The sequence below is a fragment of the Hyphomicrobium nitrativorans NL23 genome, assembly GCF_000503895.1.
Taxonomy (GTDB): domain Bacteria; phylum Pseudomonadota; class Alphaproteobacteria; order Rhizobiales; family Hyphomicrobiaceae; genus Hyphomicrobium_C; species Hyphomicrobium_C nitrativorans.
In genome coordinates, this window is record NC_022997.1 from 2,046,871 (window position 1) to 2,065,972 (window position 19,102).

Consider the following 19,102-nt stretch of genomic DNA (forward strand, 5'->3'; position numbering starts at 1 on the left):
CCCCCAAATGAGAGCCGCACGATGATCCAGGTTTAACGGATTATCAAGCCATCGGCACGATTTCGGTCATGGAAAGAGGCGCAGAGTGGGGGGAACCTCTGCGCCTCTCCGGGGGCGGTTCGTCCTATTCGTCGGAATTCGGAGTATCCGCCTCGCGTTCAGTTTCGCCGGCCTGATCACGATCACTGTCGTTGGCGCGGTCGTGGTGGCCGCGGTGCTCGCCACGCTCATGACGCGGACCGCGGTGTTCCCACTTGCCGCCGTGCTTTCCGCCGCGATGGGCGTGCCGCTTTCCGCGGCGCTCAGTCAGCGTCTTTTTCTGGTCGTCTGTCAGCACCGCATAGAATGCCTCGGCTGCCGGGCGGTAAGCCTTGAGCGCTTCGAGTGAGCTTTCGAGCTGGATCTGGCGGCGGGCCAGGCGATCGACGGGTGTCGGGCGCTTGCGCTCGGTCGCTTCGGTCTTCTCCGCCTTATCGTCGCCGCCGGCCTTCTCGGCCTTTTCCGCCTTGCTGCGGTCCTTGCGTCCTTCCGGGCAGCCTTCGCGCAGCTTTTCGACGGCGCTGTGGGTCGCGGTCTTGAAGGTGTCGAACGCGTTCTGCTGGTCGGTCGTGATCTTCAGGCGATGCTGGAGCCGCACCAGCATGACATCGGTGAATTCCGCGCTACTGTCGCGGCAGAAGGGGCTGAACCCCGGGTTCGCGAACGAGCGATCGAGAAACCCGATGGTGCCGCCGTGGCCAGCGTGATGACCCTTGTGGTGGCCGTTCCAATGATGACCGCGATGCGCGATGGCGCTGGCTGCGGTGAGGCCCACGGCTACGGCTGCGATGCCGGCCAGAATGAACGTCTTCTTACCTGTCATAAATTCGTTCTCCCTTGATCGATCGGCGCGAGATCCCGGGGAAGTTTGGGGGGAGCCGGGTGCACCGTCTTGCTGGGTAGAACGGGGGCGACGGGGTTTTCCGTCGCTCTTTTTTGCGTTGATGGCAGTTGAGCCCGATTGAAACGGGATCGCTCGTCTAGGCTCCAAACCCAATCGGGATAGCCTTACGACGCGAGGGCTTTTGTTCGGCTGGCAGGAGCGAGGTTGCAGCAAACCTCATGGTTTGCAAGACCTTGCGACGCACCTGCCGGGCAAAAGAGCCGCGCGGCTCCGCCGTGAGACAAGATTGGCCGATGGCGGCGTCGTGCTGGAAGCACGCCTCCGGCATGAGCCGCTCGACCGATGCGCAGGCATCTCTCTTCGCACTTCTCCTGGCCCTCGATCAATCTTGTCTCATCGTGACGCCATCCTGATTGGGTTTGGAGCCTAGCGGCAGCGCAGAAGATCCTGGCTTCCGGCGTCGTCCGTGAGCGTCAGCGTGTCGCCCGAGACGGTAAGGGTGAAATCGTAGGCCTGAGCGTCGCCCTCGACCTGGCAATTCGCCTTCACCTTCCATTCGTCGCCCGCACCCTCGGCAGACGAGAACGTGCAGTGGGTTTCGTACTGGTCGAAGCGCTTCTCCTGCAGGACAAGCGGGGCTTCCGGGCGTTCCTGCGGGACTTTGCATTGAGCGAGGTCGGAGGCCCACGTGCCGACATAGGACGGGGCTGCCGCGTGTGCGGACCCCGCGGCGAGCGTGAGGGCGGCGAGCGCGGTCAACGCGCGCGAAAACTTCTGGGGTGCCGTGTGCATCGTCGTGTGTCTCCGGGTCTTCGCGCGCTCGTGGCCGCATTCTTCACGAGCAAGCGTGTCCGCGGTCATTATGTCAAGAGCGCGGTGAACGCCTGGGCGGCGGCAGGGGCGTGCACTTTGCCGCCATGGATGAAGTACACGAACACGTCGCGCGGCTTGGGCTTCGTTTTTTTGGACGGGAGCGCGGGCGCGAAGAGATCGCCTTCGACGCGCTTCGGGAGGTTGCCTTCCGCCCATGATCGCGCAGCGTCCGCCCACTGCGCGATCTCCTTCGGCGGATATGCGGTCGGGATCGTGTCCTCGCCTTTCTGTAAACGGGCGTAGACGAAGCCGCCCGCAAGATCGGCAATTGCGGGGTACACCGGATGATCGGCATAGACGACGGGCACGGCGTGCCGTCGGATCAAGGCGATGAACTCCGGGCACTTGAACGTGTCGTGGCGTACTTCAACGGTGTGGCGGAGCGCTTTGCCGTCGAGCTCCTTGGGCAGCAATTCGAGAAACGCTCCGAAATCGGCTTCGTCGAATGTCTTTGTCGGTGCGAACTGCCAGAGGATCGGTCCGAGCCGGTCGCCCAGCATCGTGGGGCCGGAGTCGAGGAAGCGTTTGATCGAGTCGCCGGCTTCCGCGAGCACGCGCCGGTTGGTCGCGAAGCGCGGTCCCTTAAGCGAAAAGACAAAGCCGTCGGGCACGTCGCGGGCCCACTTGGCAAAGGTGTTGGGCGTCTGGGAGCGGTAATAGGTGCCGTTGATCTCTATGGTGGAGAGTGCGCGGCTTGCGAAGTGCAGCTCTTTCGCCTGCTGTAACTTTTCAGGATAGAAGACGCCGCGCCAGGGTGCGAACGTCCAGCCGCCGATACCGGCTCTGATGGTTCCGTGTCCGCTCATCGGTTCTTCTCCACTTTTTATGGTGCGCGTTACCGCCCCTGTCACATTCCCGCGAAGCGGGTGTCGTGGGAAGAGCTGGCGAGCGGCCAAACGAAGCGCGCCACGTGACAAGGGGCAAGGTTGGCGGTATGACGCGCAGCCCTGCCGCTGGAGGCTTCTGTCCCGTGTCTCATCATACCTCAGACGACGCTGCGCCCGTTGCGCAGAAGGCCGACCGGCGCGCGTGGATCGGACTTGCGGCGCTGGCTTTGCCCGCCTTCATCTATTCCATGGATCTCACGGTGCTGCATCTTGCGGTGCCGCAGATCACGCAGGCGCTCAAGCCGACGTCGGGTCAGCTGTTGTGGATGGTCGACATCTACGGGTTCATGATCGCGGGCGCGCTCGTGACGATGGGGACGCTTGGCGACCGCATCGGACGCCGGCTTCTGCTGTTGATCGGTGCTGCCGCGTTCGGCGTGACGTCGCTGATGGCCGCGTTTGCGCCCACGGCGGACATGCTCGTCGTGGCGCGCGCGCTGCAGGGGCTTGCAGGCGCGACGCTCGCGCCATCCACCCTTTCGCTGATCCGGAACATGTTTCACGACGACGACGAGCGCCGGTTCGCCATCGGCGTCTGGGTCGCGGCCTTTTCCGTCGGCGCCGTTGCGGGGCCGCTCGTGGGGGGCGCGATCCTGTCCCAATTCTGGTGGGGCGCGGTGTTTCTCATCAACGTGCCGATCATGCTGCTGCTGCTCGCGGTCGGGCCGGTGCTGTTGCCGGAGTTCCGCGATCCCCATGCAGGGCGTATGGACATCTTGGGCGCGGCGCAGTCTCTGGCGGCTGTTCTTCTCCTCATCTACGGCATGAAACGCATCGCGGAGGCCGGTCCGCAGGCGCTCAATTTCATTGCGATTCTTGCCGGTCTCCTTGTCGGTGCCGCGTTCTTTCGCAGGCAGGCGCGCCTTGCCGATCCGCTGATCGATGTGACCCTCTTCCGGAAACGGACCTTTTCGGCTGCGCTGGGCGCGAACATTGCGGGCCCGTTCATCGTGGTGGGGGTGTTCCTTTTTCTTGCGCAATATCTGCAACTCGTGCTCGGCATGGGCCCGCTCGAAGCAGGTCTCTGGCTTGCGCCATCGGGGATCGTGTTTGCGGTCGGCTCGCTCGCGGCTGCGCCGCTCGTGCGCGTGTTCTCTCCGGCCCGAATCCTCACGGCGGGGTTTCTCCTGTCGGCGGTCGGATTCCTCATTCTGACGTGGATCGGATCGGTCGAAGGGCCGGAACTCGCATTGGTTGCGATGCTCGTGTTCTCGGCGGGCATTGCGCCTCTCGGTACGGTCACGACGGATCTCATTCTGGGTGCGGCGCCGCCCGAGAGGGCGGGGGCGGCTTCGGCGATCTCGGAAACCAGTTTCGAATTCGGCGGCGCGCTCGGTATCGCGGTTCTGGGCAGCGTGGTGACGGCTGCGTATCGGACGGCCATGGATCGCGCGGATCTCGATGGGCTGCCGGCTCATGCGATCGCGGAAGCGAAGGATACGTTGGGCGGCGCCATTGCCGTTGCGGAAACGCTTGCGGCGGAGCGGGGCGCGGTGTTGCTCGAAACGGCGCGAGAAGCGTTCGTTCACGCCTTTGCGGTGAGTGCCGGAATTTCGGCTTTACTGTCGCTCGCGGCGGCTTTTATGGCGGCAGCCTTCTTGCGCGGTGCGGGGCGGTGACGGCGCGGCCACGAAAAGAACGGGCCCCTGCGTCGAACGCAGCGGGCCCGCCCTTGTCATTCATCGAGAGGTTCTTAGTCGCGGATTTCGAGCAACTCGACGTCGAAGATGAGGGTCGCGTTCGGAGGAATGACGCCGCCCGCGCCGCTTGCACCGTAGCCGAGTTCCGGCGGCAGGATCAGCGTGCGCTTGCCGCCGACCTTCATGGTCGCGACGCCTTCATCCCATCCGCGGATCACTTGGCCGGTGCCGATCTTGAAGCCGAAGGGCTCGCCGCGGTCGACGGAGCTGTCGAACTTGTTGCCCTTCGCGCCGTTCTCGTACAGCCAACCTGTGTAATGGACGACGGCCGTCTGGCCGGTCTTCGGCTGTTCGCCGGTGCCGGTCTCGGTGTCGACAATCTTGAGGCCGGATGCCGTCGTCTCCTCGGCGTTTGCAGATGCCGTCATTGCAACCGTGCTCAGAGCCAGCAGCAGGCTCAACGCGACGTTGCTTGCCATTTTCAGTAACGTGTTCATTCGTCCTCCTTGTCAGGCGTTCCGTTGAATTTCTTCTTGCTCGTTGACGTGCTCCTAGCACGGTGGCGCGCGGGAACAATAGATCCCTTATGCGGGCTTGCGATCGTCATTGCGCGGTCATCGTTTAGGCTCAATGGGTTCTTAACGGAGAATTTCTGGGGCCGCGCCGTTCTCGTAGCAGACGCCGCGGACGTTACGGGAGGCCAAGGAGCACGTCATGACGAAAAAGAGGTTTCTTGCGATCGCGGCTGCTTTCGCAGTGCTGGTGCCGCTCGCGAGCGCGGAGGCGCAGCGGGGCCGCGACGATTGGCGGCCCGACAATCGCACGGATTGGGAGCTTCTCGGCACCGCGCAGATCGGCACGAGGATCGAGCGCGACGTTATCGAAGTGGGCCGGCGCGAAGGACGCTTTCAGTCGATCGGTTTCACGGTGACGGGCGGAGATGCCCGCATCGAAGAGCTTAAGATCGTGTACGGGGGGAACGACAGCGAGGTGCTGAAGGTCGGCGAGGTGTTCAAAGCGGGAACGCGCTCACGGCCTATCGATCTTGCCGGTCGCGGCGGCTCCTTTATCCAGCGCATCGAGATTGCCTACCGCGCATTCGGTCCCGTCAAGATCGAAGTCTTCGGCGAGAAGCGGCGGGCGGCAGCATGGGCCGAACTCGGGTGTCACCGCGTCGGTTTCCTTGAGACCAACGACGTCATCAAAGTCGGGCGGCGCGAGGGCGCGTTCCGGGCGCTCAAGCTCACGGTTGAAGATTCCACGCTTCGTCTCAACCGTTTGCGCGTCGTGTTCGGAGACCGTTCCGTGCAGACGTTCGACGTGCGTTCCGCGATCCCGGCCGGATCGGAAACACGCTCGATCGATCTCGACGGACGCCGGCGCACGATCGAGCGTGTCGAACTCGAATATATCCCGACCATCAGCCTGAAGCGCGGTCCGCGCGTGTGCGTTCTCGCGCAGGAGGGCGAAGATGGTGGACGGGGCGGTCGTGGCGGCGGTCAGCGTCCTGGACGCCGATGAGCGCCATTCGCGTTGCGCAGCAGCCGATCCGCTCGGCGCCGCGCATTGTTTTCAGAACACAGTTTGAAACGAAATTGCCGAGATGAGGATGTCTATCATGCACAAGCCCCTCGCCGCTTTTGCCGTTGCGGCTGCGCTCGTCGCTACGTCCGCGCTGGCTGCCCCTGCCGATCAGGATGCCTGCAACAGTCTTGCTTTCGAGCTTGCCGATAAGGCTGCGAAGAAGAAGCTGTCGGAACCTGAAGCGCTCAAGGTCGATCAACTGATCGGTAAGCTTGAGGGTCAGTGCGGCGAAGGTAAGCTCGCGGACGCGGGCGCCACCGCAAAGGACATCGAAGCTGCGATCAAGTAGCGCGCCGCGTTTCGCGCTTGAAAGTTCGAGCGGGGCGGAAATTCAGCCGCCCCGCTTTGTCGTTAGTGGTCTGCGTGCTTTTTATGCGGAAGGTCTCGGCTCAGCTTGTCGACATAAGCGATGCCGACGGCCGAGAGAATGAACACGATGTGGATGATCGTTTGCCACATCACGCCCGCCTCCGAGAACTTCGCTCCGTCGTTGCCGAGGTTGCCGGCTTCGATGAAGGTCTTGAGGAGGTGAATCGACGAGATGCCGATGATGGCCATGGCGAGCTTGATCTTGAGGACGCTTGCGTTGACGTGATCGAGCCACTCGGGCTGGTCGGGATGACCCTGGAGCTTGAGGCGCGATACGAATGTCTCATAACCGCCGACGATCACCATCACGAGCAGGTTCGAGATCATCACGACGTCGATGAGGCCGAGCACGATCAGCATGATCTCCTGCTCGCCGAAGGAGGTGGCGTGGGAGAGGAGATGCGTGAGCTCCTTGAGGAACAGGAACACGTAGACGCCTTGGGCGACGATCAGGCCGAGGTAGAGTGGCACCTGTAGCCAACGCGAGCCGAAGATCAGGGATGCGAGCAGGCTGTGAGGCGAGCGGGCGTCTCGGGACATTGTTCACCTGTTGACGAGGTTGCGTTGCGATCCGCGCGAGGCGGGGTTGGCCCGCATATCACTGGCTTTTGGCTTTCGGAATGAAGGATCGCGGTCCACGATGCCGCAGGGGGCATGGTGGGGTCGCAGGAGATGCCCATGCGCGTGCTGACTTGCGCCGCCGGATCGGGCAGATTACCAAGCGGCCAGAAACCCGAGAACAACGCCCGAGAACGATGGCCGGAAAACGGAGCAGGATGTCATGACGAATTCAACGGACGCGAATGCTGAAATCGAGGCGCTGAAGCGCGAGGTGGCCGAGCTTTCCGGCTTGGCGCTGGCGACGGGTGTCCTTCTTACGCAGCTTCTGCAGTCCAATCTGAAGCGTGAACTCAACCCCTGGAATGCCGCGACGAAGATGTTGACGGATGCCCGGACCGCGATCCAGGGCTTCAGCCCGGAAACGTCCGGGGAGCGCGATCCTGCCATGAAGCAGCGCGCGCTCGATGCGCTCGAACAGTACGAGCAGCAGCTTCGGACGGTGCTCCCGGTCTAAGATCGCTTAGGCTGCACTCTATCGTGGCGCGCGGCGGCGGGAGGCTGCCGCGCGCTTTTGTTTTCGCCGGTGTCTCGGCCGATCAGGTCAGCAGGAAATAGCCTAAGAGCGCGAGCACGGCCGCAGCGATCGCGACGGAGGCGCGAATGCCGAAGAGGAAGCCGCGGTAGCTTTCCACGTGAGCCTGATAGTCTGGGTCGGAGACAGGGTCGTTCGTCGTGTGCAGTGCCATGGGACACCTCATGAGGTCCATCGGCCGTCGTCCCCCCGACATTCAGTGACATGGATGTGCGCCTGGCCTTTGCAAGGGGCAGGGCGAGAAAGGTCCCCCAGAAACGAACAGGCCGCATGTGCTGCGGCCTGGGCTGCGTGTAAGGCGGCTGGCGCGTTCAGCAACCGCGGCGGATCATGCAGCGGCGATAGCGCGGGCCCCACCCCCAACGGGCGCGGCACTCGCGGTTCCAGCGGCGGCAGTGGCGGCGCCAGTACTGAACGGGCTCCATCAGGCCGCCGGTTGCGAGCGATTGTCCGATGGCGGGAGCGGCAGGCGGGGCTGCGTGGGCCGAGGGAAAGGCGAAGCCGAGCATGGCACCGGCAGCGATGGCCGCGAGCGTGAGTTTCTGCATATCGGTCTCCTCAGGGCTGTCCCCCCGTAAGGACGGCATAACGGAGGGAGCACGGCCAAGGTTCCGGCGGATGCCCTGTTGCGAGGCATAGCCCCTGCAATGGTGCGGCGAAGGCCGCGGGAACGGTTTCCCGTGCGCCACGTTTTTCTCGCGACGGTTGGAAGGTCGGCAGCCCCGCAAGGGCCGTCAGGGCCTGCAACGATAAAGGAGGTGTGCGATGATCATAGCCAAGACGCTTGGGATTGCGGCGAGTGCGGCTCTGATGGTGTTGACGGCGGTGCCTGCCGTACAGGCGGATTCGATTGCGGAGGTGGAAGGGGCGCGGGCGCAGGATCGTCAGGGCCTGTATCTCGACCGCGAGCAGCGCGAGAACCTTCGACGCTACGGGCGCAACGACGACTACGGGTATCGCCGGGGCGGCTATAGCTCCGGTTATTACGATGGCCCGAGTATCGGAATTTACGTTGGCCCGCGATCCTATTACGACCCGTACGGCTACTAATTCGTGAGCGCGGAATAAACACGGAGGCGGTGGACCGAAGTCTGCCGCCTCCCTTTTTGCGTCGGGAACGCGCTGCCTTATTTCTTCGGCGGCGTGAAGAGGCTGACGATGGCTTTGTCGAGCGCTTTCAGATCGGCCTCGATGATTTTGACGAGGTCCGTTTCCTTCTTCTTCGGCGCGGCAAGCGCAGGGCCTGAGGCCATTGCGCCCAGTATAAGGCCGCTAGCGGCGAGTGCGGACAAGAGCTTTGCCGTGGCTGTCATGACAGAGATCCCCCTCTGAAATGGCCTTCGAGGGGAAGGCCAACCCCAAGCCGGCGCGTTCCTGACGGAGCGCACCGCAAGGTCGATGGTGCCGCGCGTCGGGCGGGTGCTGCAACACATATTTTCTTCCAAGCTCTGCACGCGGAAAGATGAGGTGTGGCGGCGTCCGATTTAAACGTCGAATTCGCCTTGCTCCGCGCCATACCAGTAGCGGATGTGGCCGGCGCGCACCGTGAGCATGACGAGGCCCGGCGTGTCGACGCCCTCTTCGAAATAGAGGTCGAGATCCGGCGTCCAGTGCTCGGCGAAGCGGGCCTTCTCACGGACGATCTCGGCGCGGCCCTGCACGGCGATGAAGGTGCCGCCGCCGGTGAGCAGGCCGGGCTCGACCGTGAAGGTGAGCGTCACGCGCGGGTCGTGCCCGATCTCGGCCACGAGGCGGGATGTGTCGTGCGTGAAGTAGTGGGAGTTGCCGTCATACGTGACGTCGCCGTTGTTGCTCATGGGGCGGCTCGTGATCTCGCCCGTGGCGGTTTTCGTCGCCAGCATCGCGATGTCGATGCCCTGCATGTCGTCGGCGATGTCGGCGAGGGTTTTGGTGGTGGCCATGGCCTTTTGCGTGCTCCGGTTTTTGTTCTTGAGAGAACAACGGAGCTGGCGGGAGGCGGGTTCCGGCGGAGCGGGTGCGAACTCGTCGATGCTCAGCGGCGCTTGCAGCCTCTACCGGTGTTTGCAGCCCGGCCAGCAGCATGGCCGCCTCTTACCGGCTTCGAGGTTTTTGCAGCCCCAGACGATCCGCCGCTCCCGCGTCTCGGCTTTTTTGGCGGACTGGATCCAGCAAATCCACTCGTTGCGCGCCAGCGGAGTGATGTCGCACCAGGTGGCCAGTGCGGCCTTGTTCTTGCGCAACGCCTTTTCCAGATCCGGCGGCAGCGCGTGGACGGTGCCACCATCGAGCGTCTCGGCTTGCCGCGCTTTTGGCCGGGCTTTGATCTTGGTGTCGCTCATGGGCGTCACTCTAACGTTGCATGGCTTGAGCGTCGACCCGGGGAGCGAACAGCCGCGAGATCCAGACCATGATCGCTTCGGACGCTATCAGGGCGAAGCGTGAATCATCGGCCTCATCAAAGAGATAGAGCGTCCGATCCGATTCCATCGGATTGGAAAACGCTCTAGTGATCTCCTTGATAGGCGCGAGTGGATAGCCGTGCGGCACGAGCGGCGCGGGTGTTTTGGCGGGTGGGCTCAAAGAGCGGATCTCGTGCCCTCCCTTCTCGGGGGTGGAGCGGCGAGAGCCGATCATGGGACGTGATGGGGGTTCCCGGGCGGCTGGTGGAGCGGGGCTGCGGGGCAGGCAGCATGCGTGGTTCCGGCTTGCGAATGCCCCGCGTCTGGCCCTGTCCACGTGCTAGTGTGAGTCGCGTGCTCGTTGTGCCGCCGACGCCGCCGACGGCGGCAAGATAGGCCGCTTGCGGGAGGCGATGAGCGCGGCAGCGCGTGCGCGCCCGCCGTCTATTGAAACCAGGATGCACGCCGCTCCGCGGCGCCGTTGCAAGGGAAGCAGAATGATTCACTGGAAGCCCGTTGCCGAATACGTCGAGCCGAATTGGCTCAAGGACGGAACGGAGCTGCCGCCGTTTCTGTTCTGGCGCGTCAAGAAGGGCGCGGTGCTGGGCTACGTTCGGGACGGGGAGCTGTTCGACTGGAAGTGGATCTACGTTTGCGACGCCAACAAGGTCACGCATTTCTCTGAGGTGAACGAACCCGGCGATAACGTCGTGGATCTGGAGAGCTTCCGGGCCCAGACGGGCGAGAGCTAGGCCGCGGCGCGCGCGGGCGTGCCGGGAAGGGCGCGCGCGATTTCGAAGCGTGGCGTTGATGGCCGCCTGCGCGGCCACGGTGTGAGTTGGGTCTGCGGTGCGGCCGTTGTCGGACCGCTAGTTCAGCGTGGGCGATGGTGGGGGAAAGTTGTCGGACCCGTTTGCGGGGAGCGCGAGTTCGCCTTGAGTTGGTGAGCCGTTGATCTCGCGGATGGCCGTGTCCACGAGTTGGACGAAATCGTCGTGTTCTTTGGCACTGATGCGGCGGAGTGCGATGTAGCGTCGATATTGACTGTGCAGAGCTGTGATCAAATTGGCGGTCTCAATGGGGAGCGGCTTTTTTCGGCGCTTGTCGCTGAGCATATAGGTCATCTTCCCGATGCGGTTCATCAGCGGAGCTATGCCAGCGTCGTCTAGCCTTCGTCTAAAGACTTCGGTGAAGCGCTCCCAAGCCGACTTCATGTCTGTGAACAGCTCGTCCGGCGTTTTTTCCGCAGGACGGATCGGATTGAGGCGGCGGAAAAAACCGCTCTGCATTCGTTCCTGATCCTCATCTTGGAGACGGGCTTGGGTGATGTTGTCCGCGTTGTACTCGGACATCTTCTCCTGGGCTTCGACGATGAATTCGCGGAGGGCGTCCAGTTCCGTGCGAACCTGTTCGGCGGCCAGCCTCGTGGCGTTCGACGCTGCGATGGCTTGTCCGAATTCGCGCGTCATCTCGCGCTGCGTTTCGGCCAAGTGATAGAGTTGGGCGAGGACTTCGATTTTATTGAGCTTGCGGATAGCAGGCCCAAAACGGAGGAGCTGAATTGCGCAAAAGACGAGGGCAATCAGAAAGGTGCCGAAGACAAGGGTGAGACTGAGTGGTGCTTTCAAAGCAAGTTCGAGTGCTTCAACGTCCATTGCTACGCCCCCACGCAAACACTACGCACATCGCAGGTAGTTAATCAGTGGGCGGCGGGGTTTGCCAATCACATTTTCGGAGCGGTGGCCGAGGCTGGCGTTGATGGTCGCCTGCGCGGCCATGGCGTGGAGGGAAGGTGAGCGGTGGATTACTCCGCCGCCTGTTTCTTGCCGTTGGTGGGTTTGGTGCTGCTGACCTTCGAGCGGCGGACTAATAGGCCTTTCAAATACCGCCCCGTGTAGCTTTCCTTCACGGCTGCGACGTCTTCCGGCGTGCCGGCTGCCACGATGTGGCCGCCACCGTCGCCGCCTTCGGGGCCGAGGTCGATGATCCAGTCGGCCGTCTTGATGACCTCCAGATTGTGCTCGATGACGACGACGGTGTTTCCAGCGTCGGCAAGCTCGTGCAGCACTTCGAGAAGCTTCGCGACGTCGTGGAAGTGGAGGCCCGTCGTCGGCTCGTCGAGGATGTAGAGGGTGCGTCCTGTCGCGCGGCGGCTTAGCTCCTTCGACAGCTTGATGCGCTGGGCTTCGCCGCCCGAGAGCGTCGTCGCCTGCTGGCCGATCTTGATGTAGCCGAGGCCGACGCGATCCAGCGTTTCGAGCTTGTCGCGGATCGGGGGCACGGCCTTGAAGAATTGCGCGCCTTCTTCCACCGTCATGTCGAGCACGTCGGCGATGGACTTCTCGCGGAAGGCGACTTCGAGCGTCTCGCGGTTGTAGCGCTTGCCCTTGCACTGGTCGCAGGTGACGTAGACGTCCGGCAGGAAGTGCATCTCGATCTTGATGACGCCGTCGCCCTGGCAGGCTTCGCAGCGGCCGCCCTTGACGTTGAACGAGAAGCGGCCGGGTCCGTAGCCGCGCACCTTGCTTTCGGGGAGACCCGCGTACCAGTCGCGGATGGGCGTGAAGGCGCCGGTGTAGGTGGCCGGGTTCGAGCGCGGCGTGCGGCCGATGGGCGACTGGTCGATGTCGATGACCTTGTCGAACTGTTCGAGGCCTTCGAGCTTGTCGAAGGGGGCCGGGTGCTCCCGCGCGTTGTTGAGCTTGCGGGCGACGGCTTTGTAGATCGTGTCGATGAGCAGCGTGGACTTGCCGCCCCCCGAGACGCCGGTGATGCAGGTGAGGAGGCCGACCGGGATCTCGGCCGTGAGATTGTGCAGGTTGTTGCCGCGTGCGCCGGTGACTTTGAGCGTGCGCTTCCTGTCGAAGGGGCGGCGCCGTTTCGGGAGCGGGATCTGGCGCGTGCCGGAGAGATATTGTCCGGTGAGGCTTTTCGGGTTCGCCATGATGTCGGCGGGTGTGCCCTGGGCGATGATCTCGCCGCCGTGGATGCCCGCGCCGGGGCCGATGTCGACCACGTGGTCGGCGGCGAGGACGGCGTCCTCGTCATGCTCGACGACGATGACGGTGTTGCCGAGGTCGCGCAGGTGGCGGAGCGTGCCGAGCAGGCGGTCGTTGTCGCGCTGATGGAGGCCGATGGAGGGTTCGTCCAGCACGTAGAGCACGCCGGTGAGGCCGGAGCCGATCTGGGACGCGAGGCGGATGCGCTGGCTTTCGCCGCCCGAGAGCGTGCCCGAGTTGCGCGAGAGCGTCAGGTATTCGAGGCCGACGTCGTTGAGGAAGGCGAGGCGCTCGCGGATTTCCTTCAGGATGCGCGTCGCGATCTCGGTCTGCTGCCTCGTAAAGGTTTTCGGGATTTCGGCGAACCACTGGTTGGCGGCCTTGATCGACATGTCGCCGACTTCGCCGATGTGCTTCTCGCCGATTTTGACGGCGAGGGCCTGGGGCTTCAGGCGATAGCCGTTGCAGGCGTCGCACGGGTGGGCGGCCTGATAGCGGGAGAGTTCCTCGCGGACCCAGTCGCTGTCGGTTTCCTTGAAGCGGCGCGCGATGTTGCCGATGACGCCTTCGAAGGGCTTCACGGTGTCGTAGTCGCGGGAGCCGTCCCAGTAGGTGAACTTGATCTCTTCGTCGCCGGAGCCGAACAGGATGGCGAGCTGCACGTGTTTCGGCAGGCGCTCCCACGGTGTCTTCATCGACACCTTGTAGTGCTTGGCGAGGCTTTCGAGCGTCTGCTCGTAGTAGGGCGAAATGGCGCCGGTCTTGGCCCACGGATAGATGGCGCCCTTTTCGAGGCTGAGCGAAGCGTCGGGAACGACGAGTTCGGGCTCGAAGACGAGCTCGGTGCCGAGGCCGTCGCAGGTGGGGCAGGCGCCGGCGGGGGCGTTGAAGGAGAAGAGGCGGGGCTCGATCTCTTCGATGGTGAAGCCGGAGACCGGGCAGGCGAAGCGCGCCGAAAAGGTGATGCGCTCGTGCGTTTCGTTCTTGCTCTTGTTGGCGCCTTCGGTGTCGGACTTTGGCAGCGGCTTGTCGGCGAACTCGGCGAAGACGATGCCGTCGCCGAGCCCGAGCGCGGTCTCGAAGCTGTCGGCGGCGCGCTTGGCGATATCTTTCCTGACGACGAGGCGATCAACCACCACGTCGATGTCGTGCTTGAACTTCTTGTCGAGCTTGGGCGCGTCCGGGATCTCGTAGAATTCACCGTCGATCTTGACGCGCTGGAAGCCCTTCTTCTGAAGCTCGGCCAGTTCCTTCCTGAACTCGCCCTTGCGTCCGCGGGCGATGGGGGCGAGCAGGTAAAGGCGCGTGCCCTCGGGGATGTCGAGCACGCGGTCGACCATCTGCGAGACGGTCTGGCTTTCGATGGGGAGGCCCGTTGCGGGCGAATAGGGGACGCCGACGCGGGCGAAGAGCAGGCGCAGGTAGTCGTAGATCTCGGTGACGGTGCCGACGGTCGAGCGCGGGTTCTTGGAGGTTGTTTTCTGCTCGATGGAAATGGCAGGCGAGAGGCCGTCGATGTGGTCGACATCGGGCTTCTGCATCATTTCGAGGAACTGGCGCGCGTAGGCCGAGAGGCTTTCGACGTAGCGGCGCTGGCCTTCGGCGTAGATGGTGTCGAAGGCGAGCGAGGATTTGCCGGAGCCCGAGAGGCCCGTGAACACGACGAGGGCGTCGCGCGGGATTTCGAGATCGACGTTCTTCAGGTTGTGCTCGCGTGCGCCGCGGACGTGGATCGACTTTGTCGGATCGGGCACGGTTTCAGGCCGGATGCCGGAGGACGGTTTTTTCGTGGACTTGCTCATGCGGGGCGCCTTGCTCATGGGCGGAGTGTCTAGCCCGCCGCTCGGGCGGCGGCAATGCAACCCAACGGCGCGGGCGGAATTGAGGAAGTGGACCGGACAAATCGGGTGTTCGTAGCGGTAAAGCAAGGCCCTGAAAAATCCATGCGGATTGGTGGGAGCCGCTTGGGCGTTCCGAACCGGGGTCATCTAAACGACTGCGAAACCAAACTGTTAAGCAACGGAAGACACGACCGGCGCGATCGGGTCTTTATGGCGAATTGATTTGTGGGCTGCTCAAATCGACGGGAAGAGCAGCGGGCTTGATGGGCCGCCGGATGGGAGATCTTCAACTCGCACAAGACAACATCCTCGACGGCGGGGACGCCGTCGACTGGTCCGGGGCGGGGCTGCCGTCTTTCGGCAATTGGCCTGCGCCGCTCCAGATCTCGGCAGCGATCGTCGCGAACGCTCCCGGGCCGATGCTTCTCCTGATCGGTCCCCAGGCGATCCTGTATGCCAATTCGGCCGGCGTTGCCTTGATCGGATCGTGCGCGGATGGACCCGTTTTGGGGCGCCCGATCGTCGATGTCCTTCCCCGTTACGCAGAGCTTTTTGCGGTGGCTCTTGTGCGGGCCGCTCGCGGGGAGGGCACGAGCTTCCGCAATCATGAGTTGCGATGCGTGCGCGACGGCGTGCCGGGCGCCGCCTGGTTCAATCTGGAATTTACGCCTGTTCTGGACGCGAACGGGCTCACGCTCGGCGTGCTGTGCATGGCGTCCGAGGTCACCCACCATGTCGAAAGGGCACGTGAACTCGCTGTGGCGAGGAAACAGCTTGAGCTTGCCGTCATCCTTGCGGACGCGGGCGAAACGGAGACGGCTTTGGCCGAGAGCCGCTTCCAGTTCGATACGCTCACGGAGTCGCTTCCTCAGATCGTGTGGAGTAGCGATGCCGAGGGCCGCCACGATTATTTTTCGCGTCGCTGGACGGAATTCACGGGCATCGAGCCCCACGAGATTACCGAGGATACCTGGAAAGAACTTGTCCACCCCGAGGATTGGGAGAGGGTTTGGCATGCCTGGGAAGGCGCGCGGCGCACCGGGGAGCCCTACGATATCGACTACCGCTTCTTGCATCACTCCGGCGACTACCGCTGGCTTCGCGTCATGGCGTTGCCGGTGCGCGACGGCCGCGGTGCGATCATGCGCTGGTGCGGGACGTCCACCGACGTTCACGACGCCTATCTCCTTTCTGAAGAACGCCAACGGCTCGCCTACGAACTTGAGCGCATCGCCAATTGGGATCAGCTTACGGGCGTGCTGACGCGCCGCGCGTTTTTCGAGCGTTCGGAGAAGATCATTGTGCAGTTGGCGCGGGAGTTCGGTCGGGTCAGCGTCCTGATGCTCGATGTCGATCATTTCAAGCAGATCAACGACGGCTACGGCCATCCGGCCGGCGATGCCGTCCTTTCGCTGACGGCGAAACGCATGGACGGTCTCTTGAAGGGGGGAGACCTGCTGGGGCGGCTCGGCGGCGAAGAGTTTGCGGTGCTGCTTCCAGGGACGGCGCCGGACGTGGCGATGGCCGTCGCGGACAGAATTCGGTCTGCCATCGAGGTCGAGCCGTTTGCGATCGATGGCGGTGTCCGGATTTCGGTGACGTTGAGTATCGGGGTTGCGTCAGGGGTGGCATGCGAGGGCGACTTGGAACGCCTGCTGTCGATTGCGGACAAAGCGCTTTACCAAGCCAAATCTGGCGGCCGCAATCGATCCGCCCTGGTCGAGGCATAGGCGCGCCATGGGCGAGACAAGGGAGCCTGGCCAAGACGTTGAGACGATCTCGCCGTTCTCCTCCATAATCTCTTCCCGAAATCCATTGCTTGCGGACCTTCGCTGCACTAAGCCAAGCTCTCAAATTGGAGAGTGTGTCACGGAGTATCATTTGGACGGCCGGCCTTCATTTCTGATCGGCGGGGGACAGGCTGCAGATGCGATCGCGCGGATCGATTGGGCGGCGACACCGCTCGGACCGATCGGTCAATGGCCGCAGTCTCTGAAAACCGCGCTCAGCATGATGCTGTTGTCGAGCTTCCCCAAGGCGATTGCCTGGGGCCGAGAGCTCACTACCTTTCACAACGATGCGTTCGCCCCGATCCTTGGCGACAAACCGCAAGCGTTGGGGCGACCTTTCAGCGAGGTATGGGTAGAGGTTTGGCCCGAGATCCAGCCGATGGTCGAAAAGGCGTTTGCGGGCGAAGCGACGTTCATCGAGAACTTCAAGCTCACCATCGACCGGCACGGCTATCCTGAGGAAGCCTATTTTACGTTTTGCTACAGCCCGATCCGCGCCGAAAACGGTGAAGTCGGCGGCATGATGGACACGGTCATGGAGACGACCGAGACCGTGCTCGCGCAGCGGCAGCTCGCCGTGACGAATGCGGAACTTTCGCACCGGATGCGCAATGCGCTCGCGATGGTTGGTGCGATCGCGACCATGTCGTTGCGGCATGCGACAGGCCTCGACGAGGCGCGCCGGCAGCTTTCGCAACGGCTTGCGGCGCTGGGGAGAACGCAATCGTTTCTGTCGGGCGAGGCGGCAGAGGATGCGCATATCTACGAGTTGATCGAACAGTCTTTCTCCGCGCATCCGAACCTGCGCCAGAGGATCGATGTGGTGGGTGCGGATTTTCGCCTCGGGTCCAATCAGGCGCTCGCTTTGTCGCTTGCGCTCAACGAACTGATCACGAATTCGATCAAGTACGGCGCCCTCTCAAAACCGGAAGGCCGGATCGGCATCCGGTGGGATTGCGCCGGGTTTCGTTTCGTGTGGCGCGAAGCGGGGATCTCGGGCGTCGAAGCGCCATCGCGCGAAGGGTTCGGCAGCAAGGTTCTGATGCAGTTCGTGCCGGCGTCGTTCAGCGGTCAGGCCCGGATGCGGTATGAGAGCGACGGGCTGATTTACGAACTCGAAGCGCCTGCCGCTGCGATCGACAACACCTAGGCTGCGCCGCTCGCCGGGGCCTGCCGCGGATGGCCCAGGTTCTGCGACGGAAATGCGGATGACTGCTTAAGTATCGGGCTGCTCTTGACAGACGAGGCGTTGCACCCAAATCTCATAGGTGATGGCTGTCGCTGTTCCGTGGCCTCCCTGAGAACGAGCGTTGGAAACAACATCGTTCACTCGGCCCCGCAGCACCCCCGGTTGTGAGGACGGCCGTCTAAGTCGCGGTGTTCGGTCTCGTCGCCTGATCAGCGCCCGTACGCCGATACGCGGCTTTGGATCAACAGCGAACGGAGGGAGCATGACGCCACCTGGTTGTCGAATTGGACCTCGCGCCGACGCGAGGTCCAGGCTTGGGTAACGAGAGCTGCTGCAGCAAAGCTCCGCGTATCTCAGGTCCTTTAAAAATCAGATTTGATCCACCTCATGCGAGGGCGGAGGAGCGGCCTAGATCTGGGCCAATCTCCAGAGCCTTGCCTTACAAGTCCGGCTCGGCTGGACAGGTTACCGAAGACAGAGAGCCCCACTCGGCGTAACGCGCGAGGGGGCTCATTTTTGTATTCAGGCACAAGCTGTCAGAAACTTTGCTCAAGGGGCGTGGTGCTTTGTGGATGGCCGGCGCACTTGCGCCGGGCGCCCTTGGCGCCAGGGCTGCTGCCGCAGCCGTTTTTTGTTTTGGACACAAGCTGAGGGAAGCTTCGGATAAGAAGCGTGGTGCTTTGTGGATGGCCGCGGCAGTCCATGCGGAGCATGGCTCCGCCATGACCCGCGGGTCGCGTTGCTCCCTGGCTGCTGCCGCAGCCGTTTTTCTTTAGATACAGGCGGCAGTCCATGCGGAGCGTGGCTTCGCTAAGACGCTCCCGGGTGGTGTGCGCTCCGCTGAAAAAGGGCCGGGTGCGCGTGGGAATGCACGACACCCGGCCCGCTGCTGCGCTTAGGGGGGAGACCGCAGCAAACACGTCATGTTTTGGGGTTCGCGAGGCTTATGACTCGGGCGCGGTGGCCTTGCCGCCATTCAGCTTGCCGTCCTTGACCGTCAGGCTGTCGCCGGCATTCGCCATCCACGAGAAGCCCCACGGGCCCGTGAGACCGCAGCCGTCCTTGCACTTGTCGGAGAAGTCGCCGGTCTGACCGGCTGCCACGGTTTCCACGTGCTCGGTCTCGCCTTCATCGATGCCGAACTTCAATTCGTCCGCGTCCTGGTTGTCGATGGTGAGGGCCATGGCGGGCGCCGCAAAGACGGCGGCGGCAATGGCCAGCGTGGAGGCCTTCATGAACTTCATTGCTTCCTCTCCAATTATTTTTTGCCTATCTCGCGGGACGGTTGTCCCCGAGCCGCAACAGTCCGGCTCGATTGCCGCGGCGGGGCGGAACCGTCCCGCGATTGGCTGGCATGTGGGGGCAGGACACCCCCGTAACATTTGGGTCGGTTCCGTCCGGGCGGGCCACTATGGGTTTTTGCCCATTGAATCCCAGGGAAGGACGCCAACATGAAGGACTTACGCCGCCGTTCGGATCGCGGAGGGCGATTCCTTCCGGGGCATGCCGCACG

The 19,102-nt window shown here is 63.3% G+C and carries 22 protein-coding genes; 8 read left to right on the forward strand and 14 right to left on the reverse strand.

Going from position 1 to position 19,102, the window contains the following annotated elements; genetic code table 11:
- Positions 1 to 124: 124 nt before the first annotated feature.
- The 3 genes from W911_RS09510 to W911_RS09520 form a co-directional block, all read right to left on the reverse strand.
- Positions 125 to 862: a Spy/CpxP family protein refolding chaperone gene (locus tag W911_RS09510; RefSeq protein ID WP_023787327.1), complete on the reverse strand. Its 738-nt coding sequence runs from the start codon at positions 860 to 862 to the stop codon at positions 125 to 127.
- Between the two features lie 447 nt (positions 863 to 1,309).
- Positions 1,310 to 1,675: a hypothetical protein gene (locus tag W911_RS09515; protein WP_023787329.1), complete on the reverse strand. Its 366-nt coding sequence runs from the start codon at positions 1,673 to 1,675 to the stop codon at positions 1,310 to 1,312.
- Positions 1,676 to 1,743: 68 nt separating this feature from the next.
- Positions 1,744 to 2,562, reverse strand: a complete 819-nt coding sequence (locus W911_RS09520; protein WP_023787330.1) for a DUF72 domain-containing protein — start codon at positions 2,560 to 2,562, stop codon at positions 1,744 to 1,746.
- A 164-nt stretch (positions 2,563 to 2,726) separates the two neighbouring features.
- On the opposite strand from W911_RS09520, the gene W911_RS09525 reads away from it, so the two are divergent.
- Positions 2,727 to 4,262, forward strand: a complete 1,536-nt coding sequence (locus W911_RS09525; protein ID WP_023787331.1) for an MFS transporter — start codon at positions 2,727 to 2,729, stop codon at positions 4,260 to 4,262.
- A 74-nt stretch (positions 4,263 to 4,336) separates the two neighbouring features.
- Here W911_RS09525 and W911_RS09530 read toward each other — a convergent pair whose 3' ends face one another.
- A complete protein-coding gene (locus W911_RS09530; RefSeq protein ID WP_023787332.1) occupies positions 4,337 to 4,780 on the reverse strand; it encodes an FKBP-type peptidyl-prolyl cis-trans isomerase in 444 nt (147 codons plus the stop codon).
- A 217-nt stretch (positions 4,781 to 4,997) separates the two neighbouring features.
- Between W911_RS09530 and W911_RS09535 the strand changes: the two genes are divergently transcribed.
- Both W911_RS09535 and W911_RS09540 read left to right on the forward strand, forming a co-directional pair.
- Positions 4,998 to 5,804, forward strand: coding sequence for a hypothetical protein (locus tag W911_RS09535; RefSeq protein WP_023787333.1), 807 nt, complete (start codon positions 4,998 to 5,000; stop codon positions 5,802 to 5,804).
- 97 nt (positions 5,805 to 5,901) lie between these two features.
- Complete coding sequence (locus tag W911_RS09540; RefSeq protein ID WP_023787334.1) at positions 5,902 to 6,156, forward strand: hypothetical protein; 255 nt, start codon at positions 5,902 to 5,904, stop codon at positions 6,154 to 6,156.
- A gap of 62 nt (positions 6,157 to 6,218) precedes the next feature.
- Here the strand turns inward: W911_RS09540 and W911_RS09545 are convergent, their stop codons facing one another.
- Positions 6,219 to 6,776 carry a TIGR00645 family protein gene (locus W911_RS09545; protein ID WP_023787335.1) on the reverse strand — a complete coding sequence of 186 codons (558 nt, stop codon included), beginning with the start codon at positions 6,774 to 6,776 and terminating at the stop codon, positions 6,219 to 6,221.
- 241 nt (positions 6,777 to 7,017) lie between these two features.
- On the opposite strand from W911_RS09545, the gene W911_RS09550 reads away from it, so the two are divergent.
- Positions 7,018 to 7,311, forward strand: a complete 294-nt coding sequence (locus tag W911_RS09550; RefSeq protein WP_023787336.1) for a hypothetical protein — start codon at positions 7,018 to 7,020, stop codon at positions 7,309 to 7,311.
- 82 nt (positions 7,312 to 7,393) lie between these two features.
- On the opposite strand, the gene W911_RS18170 is transcribed toward W911_RS09550, so the two are convergent.
- Together W911_RS18170 and W911_RS09555 are read right to left on the reverse strand one after the other, a co-directional pair.
- Positions 7,394 to 7,543: a hypothetical protein gene (locus W911_RS18170; protein WP_023787337.1), complete on the reverse strand. Its 150-nt coding sequence runs from the start codon at positions 7,541 to 7,543 to the stop codon at positions 7,394 to 7,396.
- 157 nt (positions 7,544 to 7,700) lie between these two features.
- Complete coding sequence (locus tag W911_RS09555; RefSeq protein WP_023787338.1) at positions 7,701 to 7,937, reverse strand: hypothetical protein; 237 nt, start codon at positions 7,935 to 7,937, stop codon at positions 7,701 to 7,703.
- Between the two features lie 217 nt (positions 7,938 to 8,154).
- Between W911_RS09555 and W911_RS09560 the strand changes: the two genes are divergently transcribed.
- Entirely contained in the window at positions 8,155 to 8,439 is a 285-nt protein-coding gene (locus W911_RS09560) for a hypothetical protein (RefSeq protein WP_023787339.1), read from the forward strand.
- 77 nt (positions 8,440 to 8,516) lie between these two features.
- Here the strand turns inward: W911_RS09560 and W911_RS09565 are convergent, their stop codons facing one another.
- The 4 genes from W911_RS09565 to W911_RS09580 all read right to left on the reverse strand — a co-directional run bounded on the left by W911_RS09565 (position 8,517) and on the right by W911_RS09580 (position 10,005).
- Complete coding sequence (locus W911_RS09565) at positions 8,517 to 8,702, reverse strand: hypothetical protein (RefSeq protein WP_023787340.1); 186 nt, start codon at positions 8,700 to 8,702, stop codon at positions 8,517 to 8,519.
- A 171-nt stretch (positions 8,703 to 8,873) separates the two neighbouring features.
- Positions 8,874 to 9,311 (reverse strand): pyridoxamine 5'-phosphate oxidase family protein, encoded by a 438-nt coding sequence (locus W911_RS09570; protein WP_023787341.1) that lies wholly within the window; start codon positions 9,309 to 9,311, stop codon positions 8,874 to 8,876.
- A 111-nt stretch (positions 9,312 to 9,422) separates the two neighbouring features.
- Complete coding sequence (locus tag W911_RS09575; RefSeq protein ID WP_023787342.1) at positions 9,423 to 9,710, reverse strand: YdeI/OmpD-associated family protein; 288 nt, start codon at positions 9,708 to 9,710, stop codon at positions 9,423 to 9,425.
- 10 nt (positions 9,711 to 9,720) lie between these two features.
- Complete coding sequence (locus tag W911_RS09580; protein WP_023787343.1) at positions 9,721 to 10,005, reverse strand: hypothetical protein; 285 nt, start codon at positions 10,003 to 10,005, stop codon at positions 9,721 to 9,723.
- Positions 10,006 to 10,267: 262 nt separating this feature from the next.
- On the opposite strand from W911_RS09580, the gene W911_RS09585 reads away from it, so the two are divergent.
- The gene (locus W911_RS09585) at positions 10,268 to 10,522 is read left to right on the forward strand and encodes a hypothetical protein (protein ID WP_023787344.1); all 255 of its coding nucleotides are present in this window, start codon (positions 10,268 to 10,270) and stop codon (positions 10,520 to 10,522) included.
- Positions 10,523 to 10,639: 117 nt separating this feature from the next.
- Here the strand turns inward: W911_RS09585 and W911_RS09590 are convergent, their stop codons facing one another.
- Both W911_RS09590 and uvrA read right to left on the reverse strand, forming a co-directional pair.
- Positions 10,640 to 11,425 carry a hypothetical protein gene (locus W911_RS09590; protein ID WP_023787345.1) on the reverse strand — a complete coding sequence of 262 codons (786 nt, stop codon included), beginning with the start codon at positions 11,423 to 11,425 and terminating at the stop codon, positions 10,640 to 10,642.
- 149 nt (positions 11,426 to 11,574) lie between these two features.
- Positions 11,575 to 14,571: an excinuclease ABC subunit UvrA gene (gene uvrA, locus W911_RS09595; protein ID WP_081717845.1), complete on the reverse strand. Its 2,997-nt coding sequence runs from the start codon at positions 14,569 to 14,571 to the stop codon at positions 11,575 to 11,577.
- A 302-nt stretch (positions 14,572 to 14,873) separates the two neighbouring features.
- On the opposite strand from uvrA, the gene W911_RS17380 reads away from it, so the two are divergent.
- On the forward strand, positions 14,874 to 16,340 hold the full coding sequence (locus W911_RS17380; RefSeq protein WP_081717695.1) for a sensor domain-containing diguanylate cyclase: 1,467 nt from the start codon (positions 14,874 to 14,876) through the stop codon (positions 16,338 to 16,340).
- A gap of 151 nt (positions 16,341 to 16,491) precedes the next feature.
- Entirely contained in the window at positions 16,492 to 17,550 is a 1,059-nt protein-coding gene (locus W911_RS09605; RefSeq protein WP_023787348.1) for a sensor histidine kinase, read from the forward strand.
- Between the two features lie 983 nt (positions 17,551 to 18,533).
- On the opposite strand, the gene W911_RS09610 is transcribed toward W911_RS09605, so the two are convergent.
- The gene (locus tag W911_RS09610) at positions 18,534 to 18,833 is read right to left on the reverse strand and encodes a hypothetical protein (protein WP_023787349.1); all 300 of its coding nucleotides are present in this window, start codon (positions 18,831 to 18,833) and stop codon (positions 18,534 to 18,536) included.
- Positions 18,834 to 19,102: the final 269 nt, after the last annotated feature.

Coding starts and splice junctions, on each gene's coding strand:
- W911_RS09510 (WP_023787327.1), bottom strand. CDS start 862: ATGACAGGTAAGAAGACGTTCATTCTGGCCGGCATCGCAGCCGTAGCC.
- W911_RS09515 (WP_023787329.1), bottom strand. CDS start 1,675: ATGCACACGGCACCCCAGAAGTTTTCGCGCGCGTTGACCGCGCTCGCC.
- W911_RS09520 (WP_023787330.1), bottom strand. CDS start 2,562: ATGAGCGGACACGGAACCATCAGAGCCGGTATCGGCGGCTGGACGTTC.
- W911_RS09530 (WP_023787332.1), bottom strand. CDS start 4,780: ATGAACACGTTACTGAAAATGGCAAGCAACGTCGCGTTGAGCCTGCTG.
- W911_RS09535 (WP_023787333.1), top strand. CDS start 4,998: ATGACGAAAAAGAGGTTTCTTGCGATCGCGGCTGCTTTCGCAGTGCTG.
- W911_RS09540 (WP_023787334.1), top strand. CDS start 5,902: ATGCACAAGCCCCTCGCCGCTTTTGCCGTTGCGGCTGCGCTCGTCGCT.
- W911_RS09545 (WP_023787335.1), bottom strand. CDS start 6,776: ATGTCCCGAGACGCCCGCTCGCCTCACAGCCTGCTCGCATCCCTGATC.
- W911_RS09550 (WP_023787336.1), top strand. CDS start 7,018: ATGACGAATTCAACGGACGCGAATGCTGAAATCGAGGCGCTGAAGCGC.
- W911_RS18170 (WP_023787337.1), bottom strand. CDS start 7,543: ATGGCACTGCACACGACGAACGACCCTGTCTCCGACCCAGACTATCAG.
- W911_RS09555 (WP_023787338.1), bottom strand. CDS start 7,937: ATGCAGAAACTCACGCTCGCGGCCATCGCTGCCGGTGCCATGCTCGGC.
- W911_RS09560 (WP_023787339.1), top strand. CDS start 8,155: ATGATCATAGCCAAGACGCTTGGGATTGCGGCGAGTGCGGCTCTGATG.
- W911_RS09565 (WP_023787340.1), bottom strand. CDS start 8,702: ATGACAGCCACGGCAAAGCTCTTGTCCGCACTCGCCGCTAGCGGCCTT.
- W911_RS09570 (WP_023787341.1), bottom strand. CDS start 9,311: ATGGCCACCACCAAAACCCTCGCCGACATCGCCGACGACATGCAGGGC.
- W911_RS09575 (WP_023787342.1), bottom strand. CDS start 9,710: ATGAGCGACACCAAGATCAAAGCCCGGCCAAAAGCGCGGCAAGCCGAG.
- W911_RS09580 (WP_023787343.1), bottom strand. CDS start 10,005: ATGATCGGCTCTCGCCGCTCCACCCCCGAGAAGGGAGGGCACGAGATC.
- W911_RS09585 (WP_023787344.1), top strand. CDS start 10,268: ATGATTCACTGGAAGCCCGTTGCCGAATACGTCGAGCCGAATTGGCTC.
- W911_RS09590 (WP_023787345.1), bottom strand. CDS start 11,425: ATGGACGTTGAAGCACTCGAACTTGCTTTGAAAGCACCACTCAGTCTC.
- uvrA (WP_081717845.1), bottom strand. CDS start 14,571: ATGAGCAAGTCCACGAAAAAACCGTCCTCCGGCATCCGGCCTGAAACC.
- W911_RS17380 (WP_081717695.1), top strand. CDS start 14,874: ATGGGCCGCCGGATGGGAGATCTTCAACTCGCACAAGACAACATCCTC.
- W911_RS09610 (WP_023787349.1), bottom strand. CDS start 18,833: ATGAAGTTCATGAAGGCCTCCACGCTGGCCATTGCCGCCGCCGTCTTT.